Source organism: Alteromonas sp. DYW1 (assembly GCF_059752595.1).
The window spans coordinates 2,588,603-2,606,552 of record NZ_CM186038.1 but is presented as its reverse complement, the minus strand read 5'-3'; the positions used below and the strand labels follow the sequence as shown (position 1 = coordinate 2,606,552).

19 protein-coding genes are annotated in these 17,950 nt (G+C 46.3%); 13 read left to right on the top strand and 6 right to left on the bottom strand.

Annotated elements, in window-relative coordinates; genetic code table 11:
- Positions 1 to 60: 60 nt before the first annotated feature.
- The 8 genes from AC121Z_RS11660 to AC121Z_RS11625 all read left to right on the top strand — a co-directional run bounded on the left by AC121Z_RS11660 (position 61) and on the right by AC121Z_RS11625 (position 7,227).
- Complete coding sequence (locus tag AC121Z_RS11660; protein ID WP_498124192.1) at positions 61 to 720, top strand: response regulator; 660 nt, start codon at positions 61 to 63, stop codon at positions 718 to 720.
- Positions 720 to 2,018 carry a sensor histidine kinase gene (locus tag AC121Z_RS11655; protein ID WP_498124191.1) on the top strand — a complete coding sequence of 433 codons (1,299 nt, stop codon included), beginning with the start codon at positions 720 to 722 and terminating at the stop codon, positions 2,016 to 2,018. The genes AC121Z_RS11660 and AC121Z_RS11655 overlap by 1 nt, the downstream gene beginning before the upstream one ends.
- A gap of 1 nt (position 2,019) precedes the next feature.
- Positions 2,020 to 2,385 (top strand): cupredoxin domain-containing protein, encoded by a 366-nt coding sequence (locus tag AC121Z_RS11650; RefSeq protein WP_498124190.1) that lies wholly within the window; start codon positions 2,020 to 2,022, stop codon positions 2,383 to 2,385.
- On the top strand, positions 2,375 to 3,166 hold the full coding sequence (locus AC121Z_RS11645; protein WP_498124189.1) for a hypothetical protein: 792 nt from the start codon (positions 2,375 to 2,377) through the stop codon (positions 3,164 to 3,166). The genes AC121Z_RS11650 and AC121Z_RS11645 overlap by 11 nt, the downstream gene beginning before the upstream one ends.
- Positions 3,159 to 3,851: a hypothetical protein gene (locus AC121Z_RS11640; RefSeq protein WP_498124188.1), complete on the top strand. Its 693-nt coding sequence runs from the start codon at positions 3,159 to 3,161 to the stop codon at positions 3,849 to 3,851. Before AC121Z_RS11645 ends, AC121Z_RS11640 begins: the two co-directional genes overlap by 8 nt.
- A gap of 177 nt (positions 3,852 to 4,028) precedes the next feature.
- A complete protein-coding gene (locus AC121Z_RS11635) occupies positions 4,029 to 4,286 on the top strand; it encodes an OadG family protein (RefSeq protein WP_498124187.1) in 258 nt (85 codons plus the stop codon).
- A 19-nt stretch (positions 4,287 to 4,305) separates the two neighbouring features.
- Entirely contained in the window at positions 4,306 to 6,093 is a 1,788-nt protein-coding gene (gene oadA, locus AC121Z_RS11630; RefSeq protein ID WP_498124186.1) for a sodium-extruding oxaloacetate decarboxylase subunit alpha, read from the top strand.
- A 3-nt stretch (positions 6,094 to 6,096) separates the two neighbouring features.
- On the top strand, positions 6,097 to 7,227 hold the full coding sequence (locus AC121Z_RS11625) for a sodium ion-translocating decarboxylase subunit beta (protein WP_498124185.1): 1,131 nt from the start codon (positions 6,097 to 6,099) through the stop codon (positions 7,225 to 7,227).
- Positions 7,228 to 7,296: 69 nt separating this feature from the next.
- Here AC121Z_RS11625 and AC121Z_RS11620 read toward each other — a convergent pair whose 3' ends face one another.
- The 6 genes from AC121Z_RS11620 to pspF are packed head-to-tail and all read right to left on the bottom strand — an operon-like array spanning position 7,297 to position 13,705.
- Positions 7,297 to 8,103 (bottom strand): ATP-binding cassette domain-containing protein, encoded by an 807-nt coding sequence (locus AC121Z_RS11620; protein WP_498124184.1) that lies wholly within the window; start codon positions 8,101 to 8,103, stop codon positions 7,297 to 7,299.
- Positions 8,100 to 9,095, bottom strand: coding sequence for an oligopeptide/dipeptide ABC transporter ATP-binding protein (locus AC121Z_RS11615; RefSeq protein WP_498124183.1), 996 nt, complete (start codon positions 9,093 to 9,095; stop codon positions 8,100 to 8,102). The genes AC121Z_RS11620 and AC121Z_RS11615 overlap by 4 nt, the downstream gene beginning before the upstream one ends.
- Positions 9,095 to 9,988 (bottom strand): ABC transporter permease subunit, encoded by an 894-nt coding sequence (locus AC121Z_RS11610; RefSeq protein ID WP_498124182.1) that lies wholly within the window; start codon positions 9,986 to 9,988, stop codon positions 9,095 to 9,097. Before AC121Z_RS11610 ends, AC121Z_RS11615 begins: the two co-directional genes overlap by 1 nt.
- A complete protein-coding gene (locus AC121Z_RS11605; RefSeq protein WP_498124181.1) occupies positions 9,975 to 10,985 on the bottom strand; it encodes an ABC transporter permease subunit in 1,011 nt (336 codons plus the stop codon). Before AC121Z_RS11605 ends, AC121Z_RS11610 begins: the two co-directional genes overlap by 14 nt.
- Positions 10,978 to 12,594, bottom strand: coding sequence for an ABC transporter substrate-binding protein (locus AC121Z_RS11600; protein ID WP_498128231.1), 1,617 nt, complete (start codon positions 12,592 to 12,594; stop codon positions 10,978 to 10,980). The genes AC121Z_RS11605 and AC121Z_RS11600 overlap by 8 nt, the downstream gene beginning before the upstream one ends.
- Positions 12,581 to 13,705 carry a phage shock protein operon transcriptional activator gene (pspF, locus tag AC121Z_RS11595; protein ID WP_498124180.1) on the bottom strand — a complete coding sequence of 375 codons (1,125 nt, stop codon included), beginning with the start codon at positions 13,703 to 13,705 and terminating at the stop codon, positions 12,581 to 12,583. Before pspF ends, AC121Z_RS11600 begins: the two co-directional genes overlap by 14 nt.
- Before the next feature lie 187 nt (positions 13,706 to 13,892).
- Here pspF and pspA point away from each other — a divergent pair, with 187 nt between their 5' ends.
- From pspA to AC121Z_RS11570, 5 genes are all read left to right on the top strand, one after another.
- Positions 13,893 to 14,567, top strand: coding sequence for a phage shock protein PspA (pspA, locus tag AC121Z_RS11590; protein WP_498128229.1), 675 nt, complete (start codon positions 13,893 to 13,895; stop codon positions 14,565 to 14,567).
- Positions 14,568 to 14,617: 50 nt separating this feature from the next.
- Positions 14,618 to 14,857, top strand: coding sequence for an envelope stress response membrane protein PspB (gene pspB, locus AC121Z_RS11585; protein WP_498124179.1), 240 nt, complete (start codon positions 14,618 to 14,620; stop codon positions 14,855 to 14,857).
- On the top strand, positions 14,854 to 15,303 hold the full coding sequence (gene pspC / locus AC121Z_RS11580) for an envelope stress response membrane protein PspC (RefSeq protein WP_498124178.1): 450 nt from the start codon (positions 14,854 to 14,856) through the stop codon (positions 15,301 to 15,303). The genes pspB and pspC overlap by 4 nt, the downstream gene beginning before the upstream one ends.
- 158 nt (positions 15,304 to 15,461) lie before the next feature.
- Positions 15,462 to 16,262, top strand: coding sequence for a phenylalanine 4-monooxygenase (gene phhA, locus AC121Z_RS11575; RefSeq protein ID WP_498124177.1), 801 nt, complete (start codon positions 15,462 to 15,464; stop codon positions 16,260 to 16,262).
- 121 nt (positions 16,263 to 16,383) lie between these two features.
- Positions 16,384 to 17,928 carry a sigma 54-interacting transcriptional regulator gene (locus tag AC121Z_RS11570; RefSeq protein WP_498128227.1) on the top strand — a complete coding sequence of 515 codons (1,545 nt, stop codon included), beginning with the start codon at positions 16,384 to 16,386 and terminating at the stop codon, positions 17,926 to 17,928.
- Positions 17,929 to 17,950: the final 22 nt, after the last annotated feature.

The window sequence follows — 17,950 nt, the reverse complement described above, 5'->3', positions numbered from 1 at the left end:
GCTTTAATAAATATAAAATTATGCAGTGCATGGTTAACGCTAAAGAGATAAATTTTATTCATGCGTATATTACTCGTTGAAGACGATATTCCCCTCGCTGACGGACTTAAGCGTTCATTGAAACGCGAACAATATGCAGTCGATTGGGTTGAAACAGGGCGCTATGCCATCGCCGCTATATCGACTGGCGCTGCAGACATGGTGATCTTGGATTTAGGGTTACCCGATATGGATGGTTTAGAGGTCTTGCGCCACGCCAAACAAGCGCAAAAAGCACTGCCGGTTTTAGTGCTGACGGCACGGGATGGTATTGATAACAAAGTGAAAGGTCTGGATCTAGGCGCTGACGACTATCTTGCAAAACCCTTTGATATGGCCGAACTGTTAGCGCGCATCAGGGTTATTGAGCGACGTCAGGGTACTGCTAATACATCACGCATAAGCATCAATAATGTGGTGTTAGATAGCGCTGCAAATTTGGTCGAGGTAGACGCCCAACCCGTCAATCTCTCTCGCCGCGAGTATATGATTGTTAAATCGCTAATCGAAGGTGCAGGGCGGATCCAGTCAAAAAGTCAACTTGAAACCAAGCTGTACGAATGGGGTGAAGAAGTCAGTAGTAATACCATTGAGGTGCACGTGCATAATGCACGCAAAAAGCTTCCTGAAGGCTTTATTCAAACCGTGCGTGGGGTCGGTTATGTGGTGAGAAACAAGTAGTGTCAATCAAGCGTCAACTGACTCTGTTAACCATTTCAACCTTTGTGTTGGCAACGTTTTTGGCGGCACTGCATGGTTATCGCAATAGTTTGGCACAATTGGATGAACTGTTTGATCAAGAATTGCGCACGGTTGCGGCATTGCTGGTGAACCTTGTTGAATCAGGGTCGCGCATTCCGACCGATTTTGACGCCGAATTGGCGTTTCAGGTTATTCAACAAGGAGTCGTCACGAAAGCCAGTAGTAATGTCACGCGTCAACAAATAAGCAATGTCCCAACAGGGTTTTCCAATCAAAGCTATAACGGTAAACGTTGGCGTGTTTTTCGTGTTGCGAAGGTGGAATTTGAAGTCATAGTCATGCAGCCCATTAATCTGCGGGCTGCGTCTGCGGAGTCTATTTTGCGCGTGACAATTACGCCGATTATTTTAACCATCCCGCTCATTGCATTGCTCATTTACTATATCATCAAACGCAGTCTGTCAGGCTTGATATCACTATCTCATCAATTAAAGCGGAAAACCGCAAACGACCTCACAACCGTGTCATTGCAAAACAGTCCTGATGAGTTAGTACCGGTCGTTGAACGCCTCAACAATTTGTTTGAGCGTCTCGCACAGTCTTTTGAACGTGAACGCGAGCTAACGGCAAATGCAGCTCATGAGTTGCGTACACCAGTCAGTGTTTTGACCTTAACTGCGCATAATTTAGAGCAGGATTTTATTAATCAACAACTGTCAGGTGCTGGATTTACCGAGTTGAAACAAAACATACAACGCATGGCACATGTGATTGAGCAGATGATTGCCTTGTACCGTTTTTCGCCTGAACAGTTTACCAATGAAATGCAAGCGGTTGATATACAACAAGTCTTGCAGGACGTAATTACGAGCAACTTTACCGAGATTGACAGAAATCAGCAGGCCATTGAGTTAGATGCGCAGCAAAGTATTGTGCATGGCGATTATTTTGCCTTGTACACAATGTTTGAGAATATTATTCGCAATTCAATTAAATACGCCGGCATAGGAGCAAGAATCCAAGTCGCAACCCAATGCAATGCAGAGCAAGTAGAAATCATCATCGAGGATTCGGGAAAGGGCATTGATGATGCTGAATTAGAAAAAGTATTTGGTCGTTTTTATCGCAGTGAGTCAGCCGCGATCCGGGAAAAAGGGTCAGGCTTAGGATTATCGATTGTCGCTCACATCGTAAATTTGCATCATGGCAAGGTTTCCGTTGCCCGCTCCACACTCGGTGGATTGCAAACTCACATAAGTATACCGACGGGTAGGTAATATGAGAGGTAAACTCGTTCGCAACTTATTTATGTGCGCCACGGTGTGTTTGCTGACAGTGTCTGGGATCGCAGCTGCCGCGCAGGACAATGTTTTCGAGTTGGAGCTCGTTGAACATACGTTTTCACCCAGTGAGTTAGTGATACCAGCGCACACTAAAGTCCGCTTAGTGATCACCAATCGAGATTCAACCGCAGAAGAATTCGATAGTTTTGATCTTAATCGTGAGCGTGTCATTTTCGCCAACAGTCGTTCAACGATTTTTATTGGCCCATTACCGCCAGGGCGTTATGAATATTTTGGCGAGTACCATCCGGTTTCAGCGCGTGGATATATCCTCGTTAAGGAGGCTATTAATGCTGACTAATACAGTGATTGTCTTTTTACGCGATTTCTTGCCAATCGTTATTTTGTTGTCCTATCTCGCCGTGTTCACGCGCCAACCTATAATCAGTGCGGCAGTGTGGCAACGATGGTTTTTGCCAGGATTTGGTTTATCCATCATTACCATCTTTGTTATTCAAACCATAGCTGCGATGTTTGCCGGTGCTGGCCTGGAAGTGTTTACTGCGAGCCTCCTTGTTATCGCCTATTGTTCATTAGCATTGAGTGCGGTAAATCTGCTGCACGCAACGACGAGTTCTCGAGCTGCAGAGGTTTGGCTGATGATTGGGGCTGCTGCATTGGTTACAAGTAAATTGTTAACGTTGTTTATTTTCTTCGGAGTGTACCTGCAGCAAATAGATTCACTCCAAACCGTGACGATGGGAACTATTGTTGGACTTGGCATTTGTTTCAGCTTTGCGGTCATATTTCATTTTTTAATTAATGAGCTTTATCAATCCTCTTGGTCTTTATTGGTATTGCTACTCTGGGCAGCATTTATCGCAGGTCAACTGGCTCAAACTACCGGACTGTTAGCCCAGGTTGATTTGGTTTCATTGGGTACGCCGATGGTAAATTTAAATGCTTGGGTGGCAGACAGTTCTGAGTATGGGCATGTACTCAACACATTGATTGGCTATGAAGCATCGCCCTCATTTGATTTTTTACTGGTATATCTATTCGCCATGTTTACCCCTTTAGGCGTTTACTATTTCCGCGCGCGGAACGGCGGTAAACAAAATAGGAGCAAGCGCCATGTTTAGGTGGTTAGTTAGTTTTGCCGTCATTTGGGCATCGGGTGTATGGGCCGATGGAATGGTGGTTGATAAAGTTTATCACCCTTATGTCACCGCAAATGAACGCGAATTTGAGTGGCGTTTTATGTCGAGCCAAACAGACGACACCAATGTATTGGCACAACGCTTTGGCTATGGCCATGCGTTATCTGAATCAGTAGCGCTTGAGTTTTATCTGTTTGGCGAGCGCGACGAAGCCGATAATTTTGAACTGGCCGGGTATGAAATTGAAACCCGTTGGATGTTAACTCAACAAGGCCAGTACTGGGCAGATTGGGGGGCTGTATTTGAGTTTGAAAAACGCAAGGCGCTCGATAACTATGAAGCAACAGCCGGTTTAATTGTTGAAAAAGAAATCGGTAAAACCAGTATTACCATGAATCTATTTGTGATCCGAGAATGGGGCGAGACAATCAGCAGTGAATGGGAAACCGAATTTAGATTGCAATATCGTTATCGCTATTTACCCGCCGTCCAACCCTCATTAGAGCTATACAGCGGTGAGGATTTCGTTGGTATTGGTCCGGGCTTTATGGGGGTTTATCGGATTGATGGGCAAGAACAGATTAAATGGGAATCAGGTTTTATTACTGAAATTGCGCATTCTGGCAAGAATCACACATTACGATTCGCTATAGAATATGAGTTTTAGTCAGCGGTTTGTAATAATTATGTAAAAATACTGAATAAATAGTGTTTTTTGAGGGGTTTTTATCACGCCTTGATAAATTTTTATGCATATTGGTTGGCGTGACGATTGCAAATCTTCAGGCTCCATGATACTTATGCATGAGTAATTTTAGCCAAATGACTATCTTCGGGATTAGTTATGTCAACCGTCAATACCTTAACATCACAACTGGGCGAAGCCGCTATCCTAATGGGCGTTGGCATGGTTTCTGTGTTTGCGTTTTTGACTCTGCTAATTGTCGCAATGAATCTGCTCAAACGCTTTGTAGAACGATTCCCGCTACCCGAAGTAGAACGACCTGCGAAAGCAAACAAAACAGACCAAGCGAGTCTTCCTGATCAGTCAGTTGTCGCAGCTATAACGGCTGCCGTTCATCAATACCGCCAGTCGAAATAATTAAGTCCAAGGAGATACTATGCGCCAACCATTAGCGTTAACCGAGCTAGTGCTAAGAGACGCACATCAGTCACTGTTAGCTACGCGTATGCGCCTGGAAGATATGTTGCCAGTCGCTGAGCAATTGGATAAAGCCGGCTACTGGTCTGTGGAATCTTGGGGTGGAGCAACATTTGACGCATGTATTCGCTACTTGGGCGAAGACCCTTGGGAGCGCATTCGTGCGCTTAAGGCGGCAATGCCAAATACCCGCCAACAAATGCTGCTGCGTGGGCAAAATTTATTAGGTTACCGTCATTATGCTGATGATGTGGTGGCAAAATTTGTTGAACGTGCGCATACCAATGGCGTCGATGTGTTTCGTATTTTCGACGCGATGAATGATGTGCGCAACCTACAAACTGCGATCAAAACTGCCGTTGCTATAGGTGCTCATGCACAAGGCACGATTTCTTACACCGTAAGTCCAGTGCACACCTTACAAATGTGGTTGGATATGGCTAAAGCGCTTGAAGACCTAGGTGTGCATAGTATTTGTATTAAAGACATGGCAGGCCTGCTTAAGCCTTACGAATGTGAGACCTTGATCACCGAACTGAAGCGCACGGTTGATGTGCCGATTGCCATGCAGTGTCATGCCACTACAGGCCTAAGCACAGCAACTTATCAAAAAGCGATTGATGCAGGCATCGACATGCTTGATACCGCGATATCACCCATGAGCATGACTTATGGGCATACGGCTACCGAAACCATAGTAGCGATGCTGCAAGATACCCCTAGAGATACTGGGTTAAGTTTAGAGCAGCTAGCGCCGATTGCAGACCATTTTCGCGCGGTAAGGAGTAAGTATGCACAGTTTGAAGGCAGCTTGAAAGGCATTGATGCGCGCATTTTGTCTGCCCAGGTACCGGGTGGAATGTTGACTAATATGGAAAATCAATTGCGTGAGCAAGGCGCTGAAGATCAGTTTGCTGCAGTACTCGATGAGATCCCCCGTGTGCGCGAAGATCTAGGCTTTATTCCGCTAGTCACACCAACCTCGCAAATCGTCGGTACACAAGCGGTAATGAATGTGTTATCAGGCGAACGTTACAAGGGGATCAGTAAAGAAACGGCAGGTGTGTTAAAAGGTGAATACGGTGCAACTCCAGCACCAGTGAATGCTGATCTACAAGCACGTGTGCTGGCGGGAGAAGCACCGATTACTGATCGTCCTGCCGACCACCTGCCCCCGGAATTGGAGAGTCTACAGGCAGATTTAATCAGTCTCTCAGGGTCGGAGGGGTTTACCCTTGCCGATGCCGTTGTGGACGATACGTTAACTTTTGCATTGTTCCCGCAAGTTGGGCTTAAGTTTTTAAAGAACCGCGGTAATCCTGACGCTTTTGAGCCGACTCCTGACGCGACTTCGGAGCGCTCGAATCAACCGGCGTTGTCAGCCAGCCCTGCATCAACGGCGGTTGCCTCCTATGACGTTAATGTGAATGGCACGCTGTATCATGTAGATGTAGCGCCTAGTGGCGAACTGCAGTCGATCCAGCCTGCTACTGCGCCTGACAATACACAGGGAGCAGCGGTAACTTCGGCGGCAACCTCCCAGTCAATTGATGCACCTTTGTCAGGGACGATTATAAAGATTCTGGTAAAACCGGGTGAACCAATTGATGAGGGTGAAGTTGTGATCATTTTGGAAGCCATGAAAATGGAAACTGAGGTGCGCAGTGCCATCAGCGGAACTGTGTCGCAAGTCAATGTATCAGAAGGTGACAGCGTGCAGTCTGGCCAAGCATTAATCGTGGTGTAGTTCATGGACAAACTAATGATCTTGTGGGAAAGCACAGCGTTGCCACACTTTAGCAGTGGCCAGCTGGTGATGATGGCTGTTGGTTTATTGCTGCTCTATCTTGCCATCGTGCGCAAATTCGAACCGCTATTATTATTGCCCATTGGCTTCGGTGCTCTACTGACTAATATCCCGTTAGCGGGATTTTCAGATGCGGGTGGAATACTGCATTATATTTATGCCGTCGGTATTGAGACTGGGGTGTTTCCGCTATTAATCTTTATGGGCGTTGGTGCAATGACCGATTTTGGTGCCCTGATCGCGAATCCCCGGATGTTGTTGCTCGGAGCTGCTGCTCAGTTTGGTATCTTCGCGACCTTATTTGGTGCGATTGCACTAAATGCCCTTCCGGGATTTGAGTTTAGCTTAAAAGATGCTGCTGCTATCGCGATTATTGGTGGTGCGGATGGGCCAACAGCAATATTTCTTGCTTCACGTTTAGCCCCCGACTTACTTGGTGCCATTGCGGTTGCAGCCTATTCATACATGGCGTTAGTCCCGATTATTCAACCGCCCATCATGAAGGCATTAACCACGCCAGACGAACGGGCCATCAAAATGGAACAATTGCGCACCGTATCCCAACGCGAAAAAATACTGTTTCCGCTTGCAGTCTTAATGCTAACGATCTTGTTTTTACCGACGGCGACTCCACTGGTAGGTATGTTTTGTTTCGGCAACTTGATGCGCGAATGTGGTGTGGTCGAGCGCTTAAGTAATACTGCGCGCAATGAGCTGATCAATACCGTTACCATTTTCCTCGGCCTGGCCGTTGGCTCCAAGTTGTCGGCAGATAAATTTCTGACTGTAGAGACCTTAGGGATCTTGGCCTTAGGCGCGGTAGCATTTGCCATTGGTACTGCTGCGGGAGTTATCATGGCTAAGATAATGAGTAAGCTCAGCGGCGGTACAATTAACCCACTGATCGGGGCGGCTGGTGTGAGTGCCGTGCCTATGGCTGCACGGGTGGTGAATAAAGTGGGGTTAGAATCTAATCCGCATAATTTCCTGCTGATGCATGCTATGGGCCCTAATGTTGCGGGTGTTCTGGGGTCTGCTGTGGCGGCTGGTATTTTGTTGTCGTTGGTAGGTTAAACGCAACAGAGTTTGAACCCAGTCAAAGCGAGGCTCAACGTTAGTTTTGGGCCTCTTTGAGTCGGTTAGCTACTTCGTGCGTTGCGATTGTGGCAGCAACGATTGGTGAGCAGAAATCAGTTTCTGAGTGACTTCGTGTTTCGGCCAGCGAAACAGCGTATCAGTCTTGCCCGACTCAACGATTTTGCCATTGTCCATCACCAGTAACCGGTCAGCTATATGCCTGACAATACCAAGATTATGGCTGATAAAGACGAATGATAAGCCTAAGTCACGTTGCAAGCGTAAAATCATGTTTACCGTTTGTGAGCGAACCGAGGGATCGAGAGCGGCAAACGGTTCATCGGCAACTATAATACTTGGGTTTAGGATCAATGCCCGCGCCATAGCCACACGCTGTTGTTGTCCATCTGACAACATATGCGGGTAAAAGAAATAATGCTCGCGTAATAATCCAACCTGGATCAAGGTTTGTTCAATCCGTTCATCCCGCTCGCTGGCTGTTAAATTTGTATTTAGCTTCAACGGCTCTTGCAGAATACCGCCAATGGTTAGCGCTGGGTTCAAAGACTCTGAGCTACGTTGGAAAATCATACGCACTTGGCATTTCTGCCATTGGCGTTGGGCATTACTGTTGTCTTGAAATGCATCCTGATGAAATACTATCTCGCCAGAGCTTGGCTCTAATGCACCGCACAATAGCTTCGCCAAGACCGACTTTCCTGAACGGTTGCCTCCGATAATTGCTACTGTTTCAGCGCGTTCAATGGTCAAATCGATAGGGCCTAAAACAAACGCCTGCCCAGTGTCTCGTTCAAAGAACGAGCGCTGTTTTGGATTATAAGTGAGTGCCTTCGCAGAAAGTAATGTGTTCATGATGACTTGGTGTGCAGCGGAAAGTGACAACTGTATTCATGGTCATGTATTTTGCGTACCGACGGGGTTTGCACACAGGTTTTTTGTGCGCGATTACAGCGTGGTCCTAAACGGCAACCAATGGGCAGATGTTGCAGTGTTGGAATGGTTCCGGGTAAGGTGACCAATGGCGATTTGGGAGGTAAATCGATCCGAAAGCTGGGCGCACTGTCGAGCAGCGCTTTGGTATAAGGGTGCAAAGGGCGCTTTTGCAATTGTTTTAACGGGCCGGATTCGACCGTTTGACCACTGTATAAAACCGTCATTGAGTCAGCCATACTTGAGATGGCTAACAAGTCATGGCCAACAAATAAAATGCTCAGGCCCTTGGTTTGATTTAATCGTTTAAATAATTTTAGGATTTGGGTTTTGGTGGTCGCTTCCATTCCGCGGGTTGGATCATCGGCAATCAACAACGCCGGCTGAGACACTAACGCCATTGCGATCATGAATTTTTGCCCAATGTCGTTGGTTATCTGATGGGGATACGAGCGCATAATGCTTTGATGGTCTCTCAGCCCCACTTTATGGATCAGTTGAGCCGCGATTTTTCTGCGCTGCTGTTGTTTTTGCCAAAACCAGCCACGACCTACAAACTCGCGCGGTACGCTTTCCTCTAGTTGCTCACCTAATGGGACCGTGGGATCTAAGGTCGCAAGCGGATCCTGAAACACCACGGCAATATCGCGCCGCATGATCTCACGGCGTTCGGCACTCGACATTGCCAACAAGTTATTCCCGCGCCACGTAAGGCGATCTGCGGTTAAACGCATTTGCTGGGGTAAACCACCAGATATGGCTCTAACAATCAAGCTTTTGCCCGATCCTGACTCCCCAACCAACGCTTGGATTTCGCCATCGCGCACATTCAGATTCACTTTGTCTAAGGCCTTGATCCAGCCTGACTCGGTGTCTATTTCCAGGGTGAGGTTTTTAATGTCAAGTAATGCCATTAGTGTCGTAATCGTCTTTTTAGTGCAGCCCGCAACCCATCGCCGACCACATTGATTGAAAATACCATTAAAAAGATCGTCAAGCCGGGGAGCGCGATATTCCATGGCGCGATATATACCACATTTAGACTTTCTGCGAGCATCGCTCCCAACTCAATCGTTGTGCCTTGTGCCCCGAGGTTGAGAAAACCTAAGGCACTGATATCAAGCACCGCAATGGAGAGTGCAATAGTGCCTTGTACGACGAGCATTTCGATCATATTAGGTAATAAAGAGTATAGAAATATATGGGGCTTACTGGCGCCGTCTAACTTGGTCGCAATAATAAATTCCTTTTCCATCAACTCACGAATAGTGTTTCGCGTATGGTGTACAAAATGAGGGATCAAAGCGAGGGTAATTGCCCACATACTATTAACGAGTCCGGTACCCAAAATTGCAACGATGATTATGGCTAACAGTAAAGTAGGGATCACCATAAGGCCATCGAGTAAATGATTAATGATGCTGGCTCTCACGCCATCGCTCATGCCGGCCATAACGCCAATAGCAACCCCAACCAGCATCGCTACAATAACTAGCATGACGCTGGTTCCGAATGTCACCTGAGCACCATAAATGAGGCGCGAAAATAAGTCTCTGCCAAGCGCATCTGTACCCAATACATAGCGTACGGTTCCACTGGCATCCCAAGACGGAGGAATTAGTGTGGTATCTGTGTTTTGCATGAGCGGGTCATAGGGAGCAAGCAGCGGCCCAATGATCGCTATCAGGGTAAATACGCCAAGCATAATGAGCCCAGCCATTGCGACATGACTGTTCTTGAACTCACGCCATGTTTGTTGCCAGGGAGAGGGATGATGCTCGTCTTGGTAGAGATCAAAGCGCGACACGTTCAAACTTCTCCCGGCTTGGATCGATCAATCGATTCAATAATTCAATGAGTATGGTCACTACGATAACGGCGCCGGCTACCGCAAGCATACCAGCACGGATTGCTGGATAGTCTTGCTGATAAATAGCCTGTAACAACCAATTACCTATACCTGGCCATGAAAAAATAGATTCTACAATCATGACATTAGTAATGATCGCGGTAACTTGCATAGCAAGAATGGGCAAAATCGGTAATAGGGCATTCCGCAGCCCGTGTTTGAAGAAGATCTGGGCGTTACTTAAACCACGTGACTGAGCTGCAATAATATAGGGTTTTCGCATGACCTCTATGGTTGATCGGCGTACTGCGCGGATTATGGTTGCCATGGTTATGATTGCAACCGATAACGTTGGCAGGATCATATGTTTGATTGCATCACTGAAAGCGGCTGCACGGTCAATATCTCGGGCAAGAGCAATATCGATAAGGATAAATCCCGTCTGTTGCGGTACATCCATTAATAAATTAATGCGCCCGGACATCGGGAGCCACCCCATGGTTAGACTGAACACCAGTACAAACAGCATCGCTAACCAAAAGACCGGAAAAGAATACATGACCGCGCTTATTCCAAGTACGCCGTAATCAATCGTTCTATGTGGATTAAGAGCAGCCCAAAAACCACAAGGCAAGCCTATTAAAAGCGCTAATAGCAGGGCGTAAAAGCTCAATTCAAGGGTCGCCGGAAGGGTGAGTGTGATTTCCGCATACAGGGATTGACCCGTTTTTAAACTTTGCCCCCATTCTCCATTTATGACGGCTTCCACATACCCCCCAAACGCACTGAAAATGCTTTGCTGATGAAACGCTTGCATACCTGCAGTATCGGTTAATCCGGTTAGGTTAGTATAGGGATCGCCCGGAAATAGATAGGCCAAGCCGAAAGAGAACACGGTAATGACAATGAGTGTCAGTACTAAAAGGTTAAAGTAGCGCAGAAAAATATTAATCATTATTTTTCTCTACCGCACCAAGTCTTACGCCACCAAAGGTGTTGATAGCGACATTTTCAACCCCACGGCGTTGTGCTTGATAACGAAAAGCGTGCGCAATAGGCATTAATGGCATTTCTTCATACAACATTCGATTGGCTTGCGCGTATAGTTGTCGCCGCCGCTCAGTATCATTGACTAATAAGGCTTGCTCAATTAATTCATCATAGGCCTTGTTGCACCACATTGCTCGATTCGTTCCGCTGGGGATCGCGCTGCACGTCAAGAGTGGACGATAAAAGTTGTCCGGATCAACATTATCGGCTGACCAACCAATCAACACTGAATCGTGCATACCCTGTTGTAGGTTATTGCGGAAGGTCGTCCAATCATAGCTAACAATCGTCGCAATAACACCCACTTCGGCAAGATATGCTTGCATCAAGCGCGCCATTTTCATGGCGTTTGGATTGTAAGCTCGTTGTACCGGCATTGCCCAAAGGGTCATTCTGAAGCCAGGTTCAACACCCGCCGCGCGCAGCAACCGTTCGGCTTGTACGGGGTTGTAATTTATATCATCCGCATTGGCCTGATAGGCCCAGGAGGTCGGTGGTAAAATACTGGTTGCACGTCTGGCACTACCAAAGTAAACCGTATCTAACAGAGTGCTTTTATCAATAGCCATGGCCAGTGCGCGTCTGACATCGGGATTATCAAATGGTGGTTTTTGCGTGTTAAATGCCCAAAAACCGACATTCAGCCCCGGTCGCTCAAGCAGCGTTAATTGTTCATTTTCACGGATGGTATCCAATTCACTCTGCGCTGGGAAAACGGAAATATCACATTCGCCGGTAATTAGTTTTGCTAAGCGCAATGCACTCCTTGGCGTAATGTCGAATACCAGGTGTTCGTTGTTAACCGTGTGGCGCCAATATTCTTCGTGACGAGCAAAGCGCACGTATTGGTTGGGGCGATAGCTAACGAAGCGATAAGGGCCTGTGCCGATTGGACGTTTATCAATCAAGTCAGTTTGTTGCTGTACCAATAACTGTTCAGCATATTCGGCTGACAGAATAACCGCAAAGTCAGTGGCTAAATTGGCCAGAAATGCACTGTCTGGGCGATGTAAATGGATTTCTATTCGATAGCCGTTGATACGTTTAACGTCGGCGATGATATTCGCTAAATCAAGGCTTTGAAAGTAGGGATAACTGCCGCCAGACACGTCATGATAAGGGTGTTCGGGTAGGCGCCAGCGATTAATGCTAAATAACACATCATTGGCATTAAAGCTGCGTGACGGCGTAAAGTATTCAGTGCGATGAAACATAACGTTGCGACGTAACTGAAAGGTGTAAACCAAGCCATCCTCGCTGACCAGCCAACTATCAGCCAGCGCGGGCATTATCGTGCCCGTTTCCTGATCAAAATCAAGCAGTCGATCATAGATCTGATGTGCAGTAGCATCAGCGGTTGTGCCAGAGGTATCTAGCTGAGGATTGAAGGTGTTGGGATCGCTTTCAGAGCAAAAGACCACACCTTTATTACGCTCAGGTGCCTGCTCGACAGGCGCGCATCCAATACCGCAGATTAGCCCCGAGGCAATAAGTACAATCCTAAGCTTCATCATCACCGTCTTGCGTACTACTTGATTCAAGCAGATTGTATTTCTTCAGGTAACCGCGTAACTGATGGTATGTAAGCGAAAGCTTTTCCGCAGTTTTCTTTTGATTAAATTGGCTGTCTCGCAAGGCTTGTTGGATCAAGTCAATTTCGAAATCTTGCGCTGCTTGTTTCAAGTCGACCGGGTATTCTAGCTGCCGTTCTGGCTGCATAGCAGACGTTGCCACTGCATTATTTTGTGTGCTTGCAGTTGGTGGTGTTTGAGCTTCCGCTGTGTCTACTGCGTCTACCGCTTGAGGTTGCCGATCGACCGTCTTGATCCGTTTTTTAGGGCGATAAATTGACTCAAACGGATCGAGTACAATTTCGTGCACGGGTAAATGTGGGTTGTTGGCACGATACACTGCACGTTCAACGACATTCTTTAATTCTCGAATGTTTCCCGGCCAGTCATGGTCTAATAGCGTACGCTTAGCCTTTTCAGTAAAACCACTAAAGAGTTCCAGTTCTAATTCTCGGGTCATGTTGATCGCGAAATGTTCCGCCAACATTAAAATATCTTCGCGTCGCTCGCGCAGTGGCGGGATCGTAATGACATCAAAGGCCAAACGATCCAATAAATCTGCTCGGAACTCGCCACTCTCCGCAAGGCTTGGTAAATCTTCATTAGTTGCTGCAATCAGACGCACGTCAACCTTCACTGGGCGCGAGCCGCCAACCCGCTCAAACTCACCATACTCAATGACACGCAACAATTTTTCTTGGATCATGCCAGACGTATTGGCGAGTTCATCAAGAAACAGTGTGCCATTGTGAGCTACCTCAAAGCGCCCTTCGCGACGTTTTGTGGCCCCGGTAAAAGCACCGGCTTCATACCCAAACAGTTCAGACTCCAGAAGACTTTCACTTAAAGCTGCACAGTTCAGTTTTAGATAATTTTGATCCCAACGCTTAGATAAGTAGTGCAGCCGTGCCGCAACCAACTCCTTACCTGTACCGCGTTCACCGATAACTAATACCGGTTTATTTAATGGTGCGATTTGTGAGATTTGCTCAAGCACCTCTAAAAACGCATTGGCCTGGCCCAGTAAATTGTCTTGCTTACTAAAACGACTCATTTATTTAAAAGGTTGGTTAATTTCGCTAACAGTTAGTGTAATTGATTATAAGTGAAATGACAGCGTTTTTATCTTGCAACTATAAATTTATAAAAAACATAGAGTTAGCAGCATTGTCTTATTGGCATCGTATTTGAATAGCTTTACCTAGACTTTTAGTATGAGTTTTAACCAAGAGGTAATAAACATGGGAATTTTCTCGCGTTTCTCAGATATCGTAAATTCAAATATCAATTCTTTATTAGATAAGGCGGAAGATCCTGAAAAAATGGTTCGTCTTATCATTCAGGAAATGGAAGACACACTTGTTGAAGTACGCTCGGCTTCTGCTAAGACGATTGCGTCAAAAAAAGAAGTGAGTGCTCAGATCGCGAAGCTGCAAGCTGAAGCCGCCGATTGGGAAGCGAAAGCTGAGTTGGCCTTAAGTAAAGACCGCGAAGATCTTGCACGTGCTGCCTTGCAGGAGAAAAGCAAATGCGAGGACGCCGCCAGTTCGCTGGAGAAAGAGTTTGCCATTATTGAAGAGCAAATTGGCAAACTACAGGATGAAACCGCACAGCTACAAGATAAGTTAGCCGATGCCAAAGCACGTCAAAAAACCATTATTATGCGTCAAAAGACGGCGAGTTCACGTTTGGAAGTCAAGAAAAGCCTGGACAGCGGTAAAGTTGATTCGGCGATGGGACGGTTTGAACAATATGAGCGTAAAATTGACGATTTAGAATCGCAAGTTGAAGCCTATGACCTAGGCAAAAAGTCCTTGCAAGACGAGTTTGCTGACCTGGAGTCAGATGGAAAAGTTGATGATGAACTTGCAGCATTGAAGAAAAAGATGCAAGCGAAAGCAAAAGCCAAGAAATAAACACCCGTCTCGGTTAGCATTTACGCGTAGAGTGATTGAGGAGTATTCACATGAATGAGGGAATTATAGCCATAATTGTCGCCCCGATACTGTTGTTTTTAATATTCGTGGCACCGATCTGGCTGATCTTGCATTACCGCAGCAAGAAGCAAGTTAATCAGGGCTTAAGTGAAGAAGAATATATGCGCCTGCAAGAACTGGCTAATAAAGCAGAATTAATGAGCGAGCGGATCAATACGTTAGAATCTATTTTAGATACTGAAGCGCCGCAGTGGAGGGAAAAAGTATGAACTTAAACAAAACCCTTTATCGAGATGAAGCGAATGGCAAGATTGCCGGAGTTTGTGCAGGCATTGCGCAATACTTTGGGATTGAAACTTGGTTGGTTCGAATTCTGACCGTCACTAGTTTCTTTCTGCTCGCAGGTCCGTTTATCTTTGTCGCCTACATTGCGTGTTGGTTTATCATGGATAAAAAACCAAAAGGTGCAGAGGGAATAAGCAAAGGCTATGCGACAGCGTCACACAAGACACAAGGTAAAGGTTGGGTGAGCAGTTCGGCCGCAAGTAAGCCCATCGAAGTAAAAGCTAAAGTGTGGCAAGCCGGCGAGCCGCCCAAACAAGCGTTTTATGATATTCAACAACGTTACCGGAGCGCTGAAGAACGGTTGCGTAAAATAGAGTCATATGTAACGTCCAAAGAGTTTCAATTGAATCGAGAGCTGAGTCGTTTATAAACGTCAATCGAGCTAAGTAAAAAAGACCACCCCCGGGTGGTTTTTTATTAGGTGTAAAAAAACTGTTACATTCCGGTGAACTGGGTTGCGAGGTAAACACTGATGTTAATGTCGCAAAGCATTAAACTGTAGCGACTAGTAAATGCGATGTAGTGGTTATGAAAAAGCAAACTCAATATCAATCCAAGCAGTCTGACGCCAACGGTTTTATTGCGTGGACCGACGAAGAAAATCAGATTTGGTCAGAATTGCATGCGCGACAAGTCAAGCTGCTTGACGGGCGCGCCTGTGATCAATATATCAAGGGGCTAGATTTGCTTGGCATGGATAGCCAAAAAGTACCGCAACTTCCCGACGTAAATGAAGTGTTAATGGCAACTACCGGTTGGCAAACCGCTGAGGTGCCAGCGCTGATCCCTTTCGGCGAGTTCTTTCGGCTATTAGCTAATAAACAGTTTCCTGTTGCGACCTTCATCCGTACGCGCGAAGAGTTCGATTATTTGCAAGAGCCTGACATCTTTCATGAACTCTTTGGGCATTGTCCGTTATTGACCAATCCTGCTTTTGCGCATTTCACTCACACTTACGGTAAATTAGGTCTAGAGGCGAGCAAGGAAGATCGTATATTCTTAGCGCGCTTGTACTGGTTTACAGTAGAGTTTGGTTTAATGAAAACGGCACAAGGTTTGCGAATTTATGGTGGGGGCATTCTATCCTCTCCTGGCGAAACGCTTTACGCGTTGGAAAGCGATAAACCTGAGCGCCGCAAGTTCGACCCCATTGATGTATTACGCACGCCTTATCGCATCGATATAATGCAGCCAATATACTACATCCTCGAGCAGGCGGATGATTTGGATGCATTGGCGGATCAAGACATTATGGGCATGATCGCAAAAGCCAAGGCTTTAGGTTTGTTTGCCCCAGCATTTCCCCCCAAGGAAGCTATGGCGAGTTAAGCCTAACGACCAGCAAGTCATTGGTCTATCTGGGTCGGCACTTTGGCGCAAGGGTGTAAAATAAACATTACGAAGTTGGTATGTGCATGCTATTATGTACAAAAAACTTTACAAGCACCCTATGCGCCTAGAGATTACATGCCAAGATCGCTTGGGAATCACCCAAGACGTGCTCGATATTCTGGTAGAGCATAAGATTGATTTGCGCGGAATTGAAATTGATCGAGCCGGTAAGATATTTCTTAACTTCCCCAATATTGAATTCGCTGACTTTCAGCACTTGATGCCAAAAATTCGTCGTATCGACGGCATTACCGATGTTAAAACCACTGCTTTTATGCCGGTAGAGCGCGAAAAACACCAATTGCGCGCCATCTTACAAACATTACCAGACCCTGTGTTTTCAATTGACCGCAAAGGGATCATCACACAAATCAATGATGCGGTTGAACTTGGATTGCCTGATCCTAAAACTGAGTTATTGGGAGCCGAAATCAGCGAAGTCGTCAAAGGTTTCAACTTTGCTAAATGGCTCGATAGCGAACAAGTGTTAGCGCAAGCGCATAAGTTACAGTTTGCCGAGCAAGATTACTTGGCCGATATTTTACCCATTTACATCAGTGATTCGCATGACGAGAAGATCCTCGCTGGGGCTGTAGTGCTGTTAAAATCAGAAGTTCGTTTAGGTGAACAACTATCAGCGTTTAATCGCCCGAATGCAGAAAATTTTGACCGCTTTGTTGCCCAGTCAGTAGCGATGCAACGCGCCCTGTCTGAGGCGCAACGGTTGGCCGCGATTGAGCAACCATTATTGATCCTTGGTGAAAATGGAAGCGGGAAAAAATTACTGGCCAGTGCCATTCATTACGCATGCTCGTTGGACAAAGTGCAACTAGCAGTTGTAGAAACTGCGGGTAAGTCGACTGAAGCATTGCTGCACGAAGTGTTTGCAGCGGACGGTTGCCTCATGTCATTGCTTAAGTTGAGTGTTTCTGATAATCATACTGCGCAGCAAGGAACATTAGTTGTTGATGAGGTTATACACCTTGACGTGGCAATCCAGCAACGCTTGTTAAGACTGATCGAAAAGCAAGAATTTACGCCGCTTGATAGCCATGAAAATATCCAACTAGGTGTACGCATTATTGTTTGTAGCAGCCAGGATCTAGAGCGGGCAGCAGAGCAAGGTTCATTATTGCCTGAACTATTAGTGCGGCTCACTCCCTTCGGCATCGCGATGCCTTCACTGCGCGAGCGCAAAGCAGATATTTTGCCGCTGGCGGAGCATTTTATCCAACATCACTGTATGGCGCTGGGGCGCAAACGCTTAAGGTTAGCGAAATCGGCAGGTGATTACCTGATTAATTATCCATGGCAGGGAAATGTGCGACAGTTAGATCAGATCCTGCAGCGCGCAGTGGCGCTAACAGAGCAATTAGAAATCAAAGTCGAAGACTTACAATTGCCGGCGCCAACCTCGCATATCAGCTTTGTTGATGAAGACTTTGAAGGGAGTTTAGATCAAGAGGTGAAACGCTTTGAAAAACAGGTTTTGGCGAAACTGTATCCGTTTTATCCAAGTACTCGGCAATTAGCCAAAAAACTAGGGTTAAGCCATACCGCGATTGCCAATAAGCTACGCGATTATGGGATTAGTAAAAAATAATTTAAAGTGAAGGGTTTGGCTT

Bases quoted from the DNA above. Each gene is read 5' to 3' on its own strand.
- AC121Z_RS11660 (WP_498124192.1), top strand. From the start codon at position 61: ATGCGTATATTACTCGTTGAAGACGATATTCCCCTCGCTGACGGACTT.
- AC121Z_RS11650 (WP_498124190.1), top strand. From the start codon at position 2,020: ATGAGAGGTAAACTCGTTCGCAACTTATTTATGTGCGCCACGGTGTGT.
- AC121Z_RS11645 (WP_498124189.1), top strand. From the start codon at position 2,375: ATGCTGACTAATACAGTGATTGTCTTTTTACGCGATTTCTTGCCAATC.
- AC121Z_RS11640 (WP_498124188.1), top strand. From the start codon at position 3,159: ATGTTTAGGTGGTTAGTTAGTTTTGCCGTCATTTGGGCATCGGGTGTA.
- AC121Z_RS11635 (WP_498124187.1), top strand. From the start codon at position 4,029: ATGTCAACCGTCAATACCTTAACATCACAACTGGGCGAAGCCGCTATC.
- oadA (WP_498124186.1), top strand. From the start codon at position 4,306: ATGCGCCAACCATTAGCGTTAACCGAGCTAGTGCTAAGAGACGCACAT.
- AC121Z_RS11625 (WP_498124185.1), top strand. From the start codon at position 6,097: ATGGACAAACTAATGATCTTGTGGGAAAGCACAGCGTTGCCACACTTT.
- AC121Z_RS11620 (WP_498124184.1), bottom strand. From the start codon at position 8,103: ATGAACACATTACTTTCTGCGAAGGCACTCACTTATAATCCAAAACAG.
- AC121Z_RS11615 (WP_498124183.1), bottom strand. From the start codon at position 9,095: ATGGCATTACTTGACATTAAAAACCTCACCCTGGAAATAGACACCGAG.
- AC121Z_RS11605 (WP_498124181.1), bottom strand. From the start codon at position 10,985: ATGATTAATATTTTTCTGCGCTACTTTAACCTTTTAGTACTGACACTC.
- AC121Z_RS11600 (WP_498128231.1), bottom strand. From the start codon at position 12,594: ATGATGAAGCTTAGGATTGTACTTATTGCCTCGGGGCTAATCTGCGGT.
- pspF (WP_498124180.1), bottom strand. From the start codon at position 13,705: ATGAGTCGTTTTAGTAAGCAAGACAATTTACTGGGCCAGGCCAATGCG.
- pspA (WP_498128229.1), top strand. From the start codon at position 13,893: ATGGGAATTTTCTCGCGTTTCTCAGATATCGTAAATTCAAATATCAAT.
- pspB (WP_498124179.1), top strand. From the start codon at position 14,618: ATGAATGAGGGAATTATAGCCATAATTGTCGCCCCGATACTGTTGTTT.
- pspC (WP_498124178.1), top strand. From the start codon at position 14,854: ATGAACTTAAACAAAACCCTTTATCGAGATGAAGCGAATGGCAAGATT.
- phhA (WP_498124177.1), top strand. From the start codon at position 15,462: ATGAAAAAGCAAACTCAATATCAATCCAAGCAGTCTGACGCCAACGGT.
- AC121Z_RS11570 (WP_498128227.1), top strand. From the start codon at position 16,384: ATGCGCCTAGAGATTACATGCCAAGATCGCTTGGGAATCACCCAAGAC.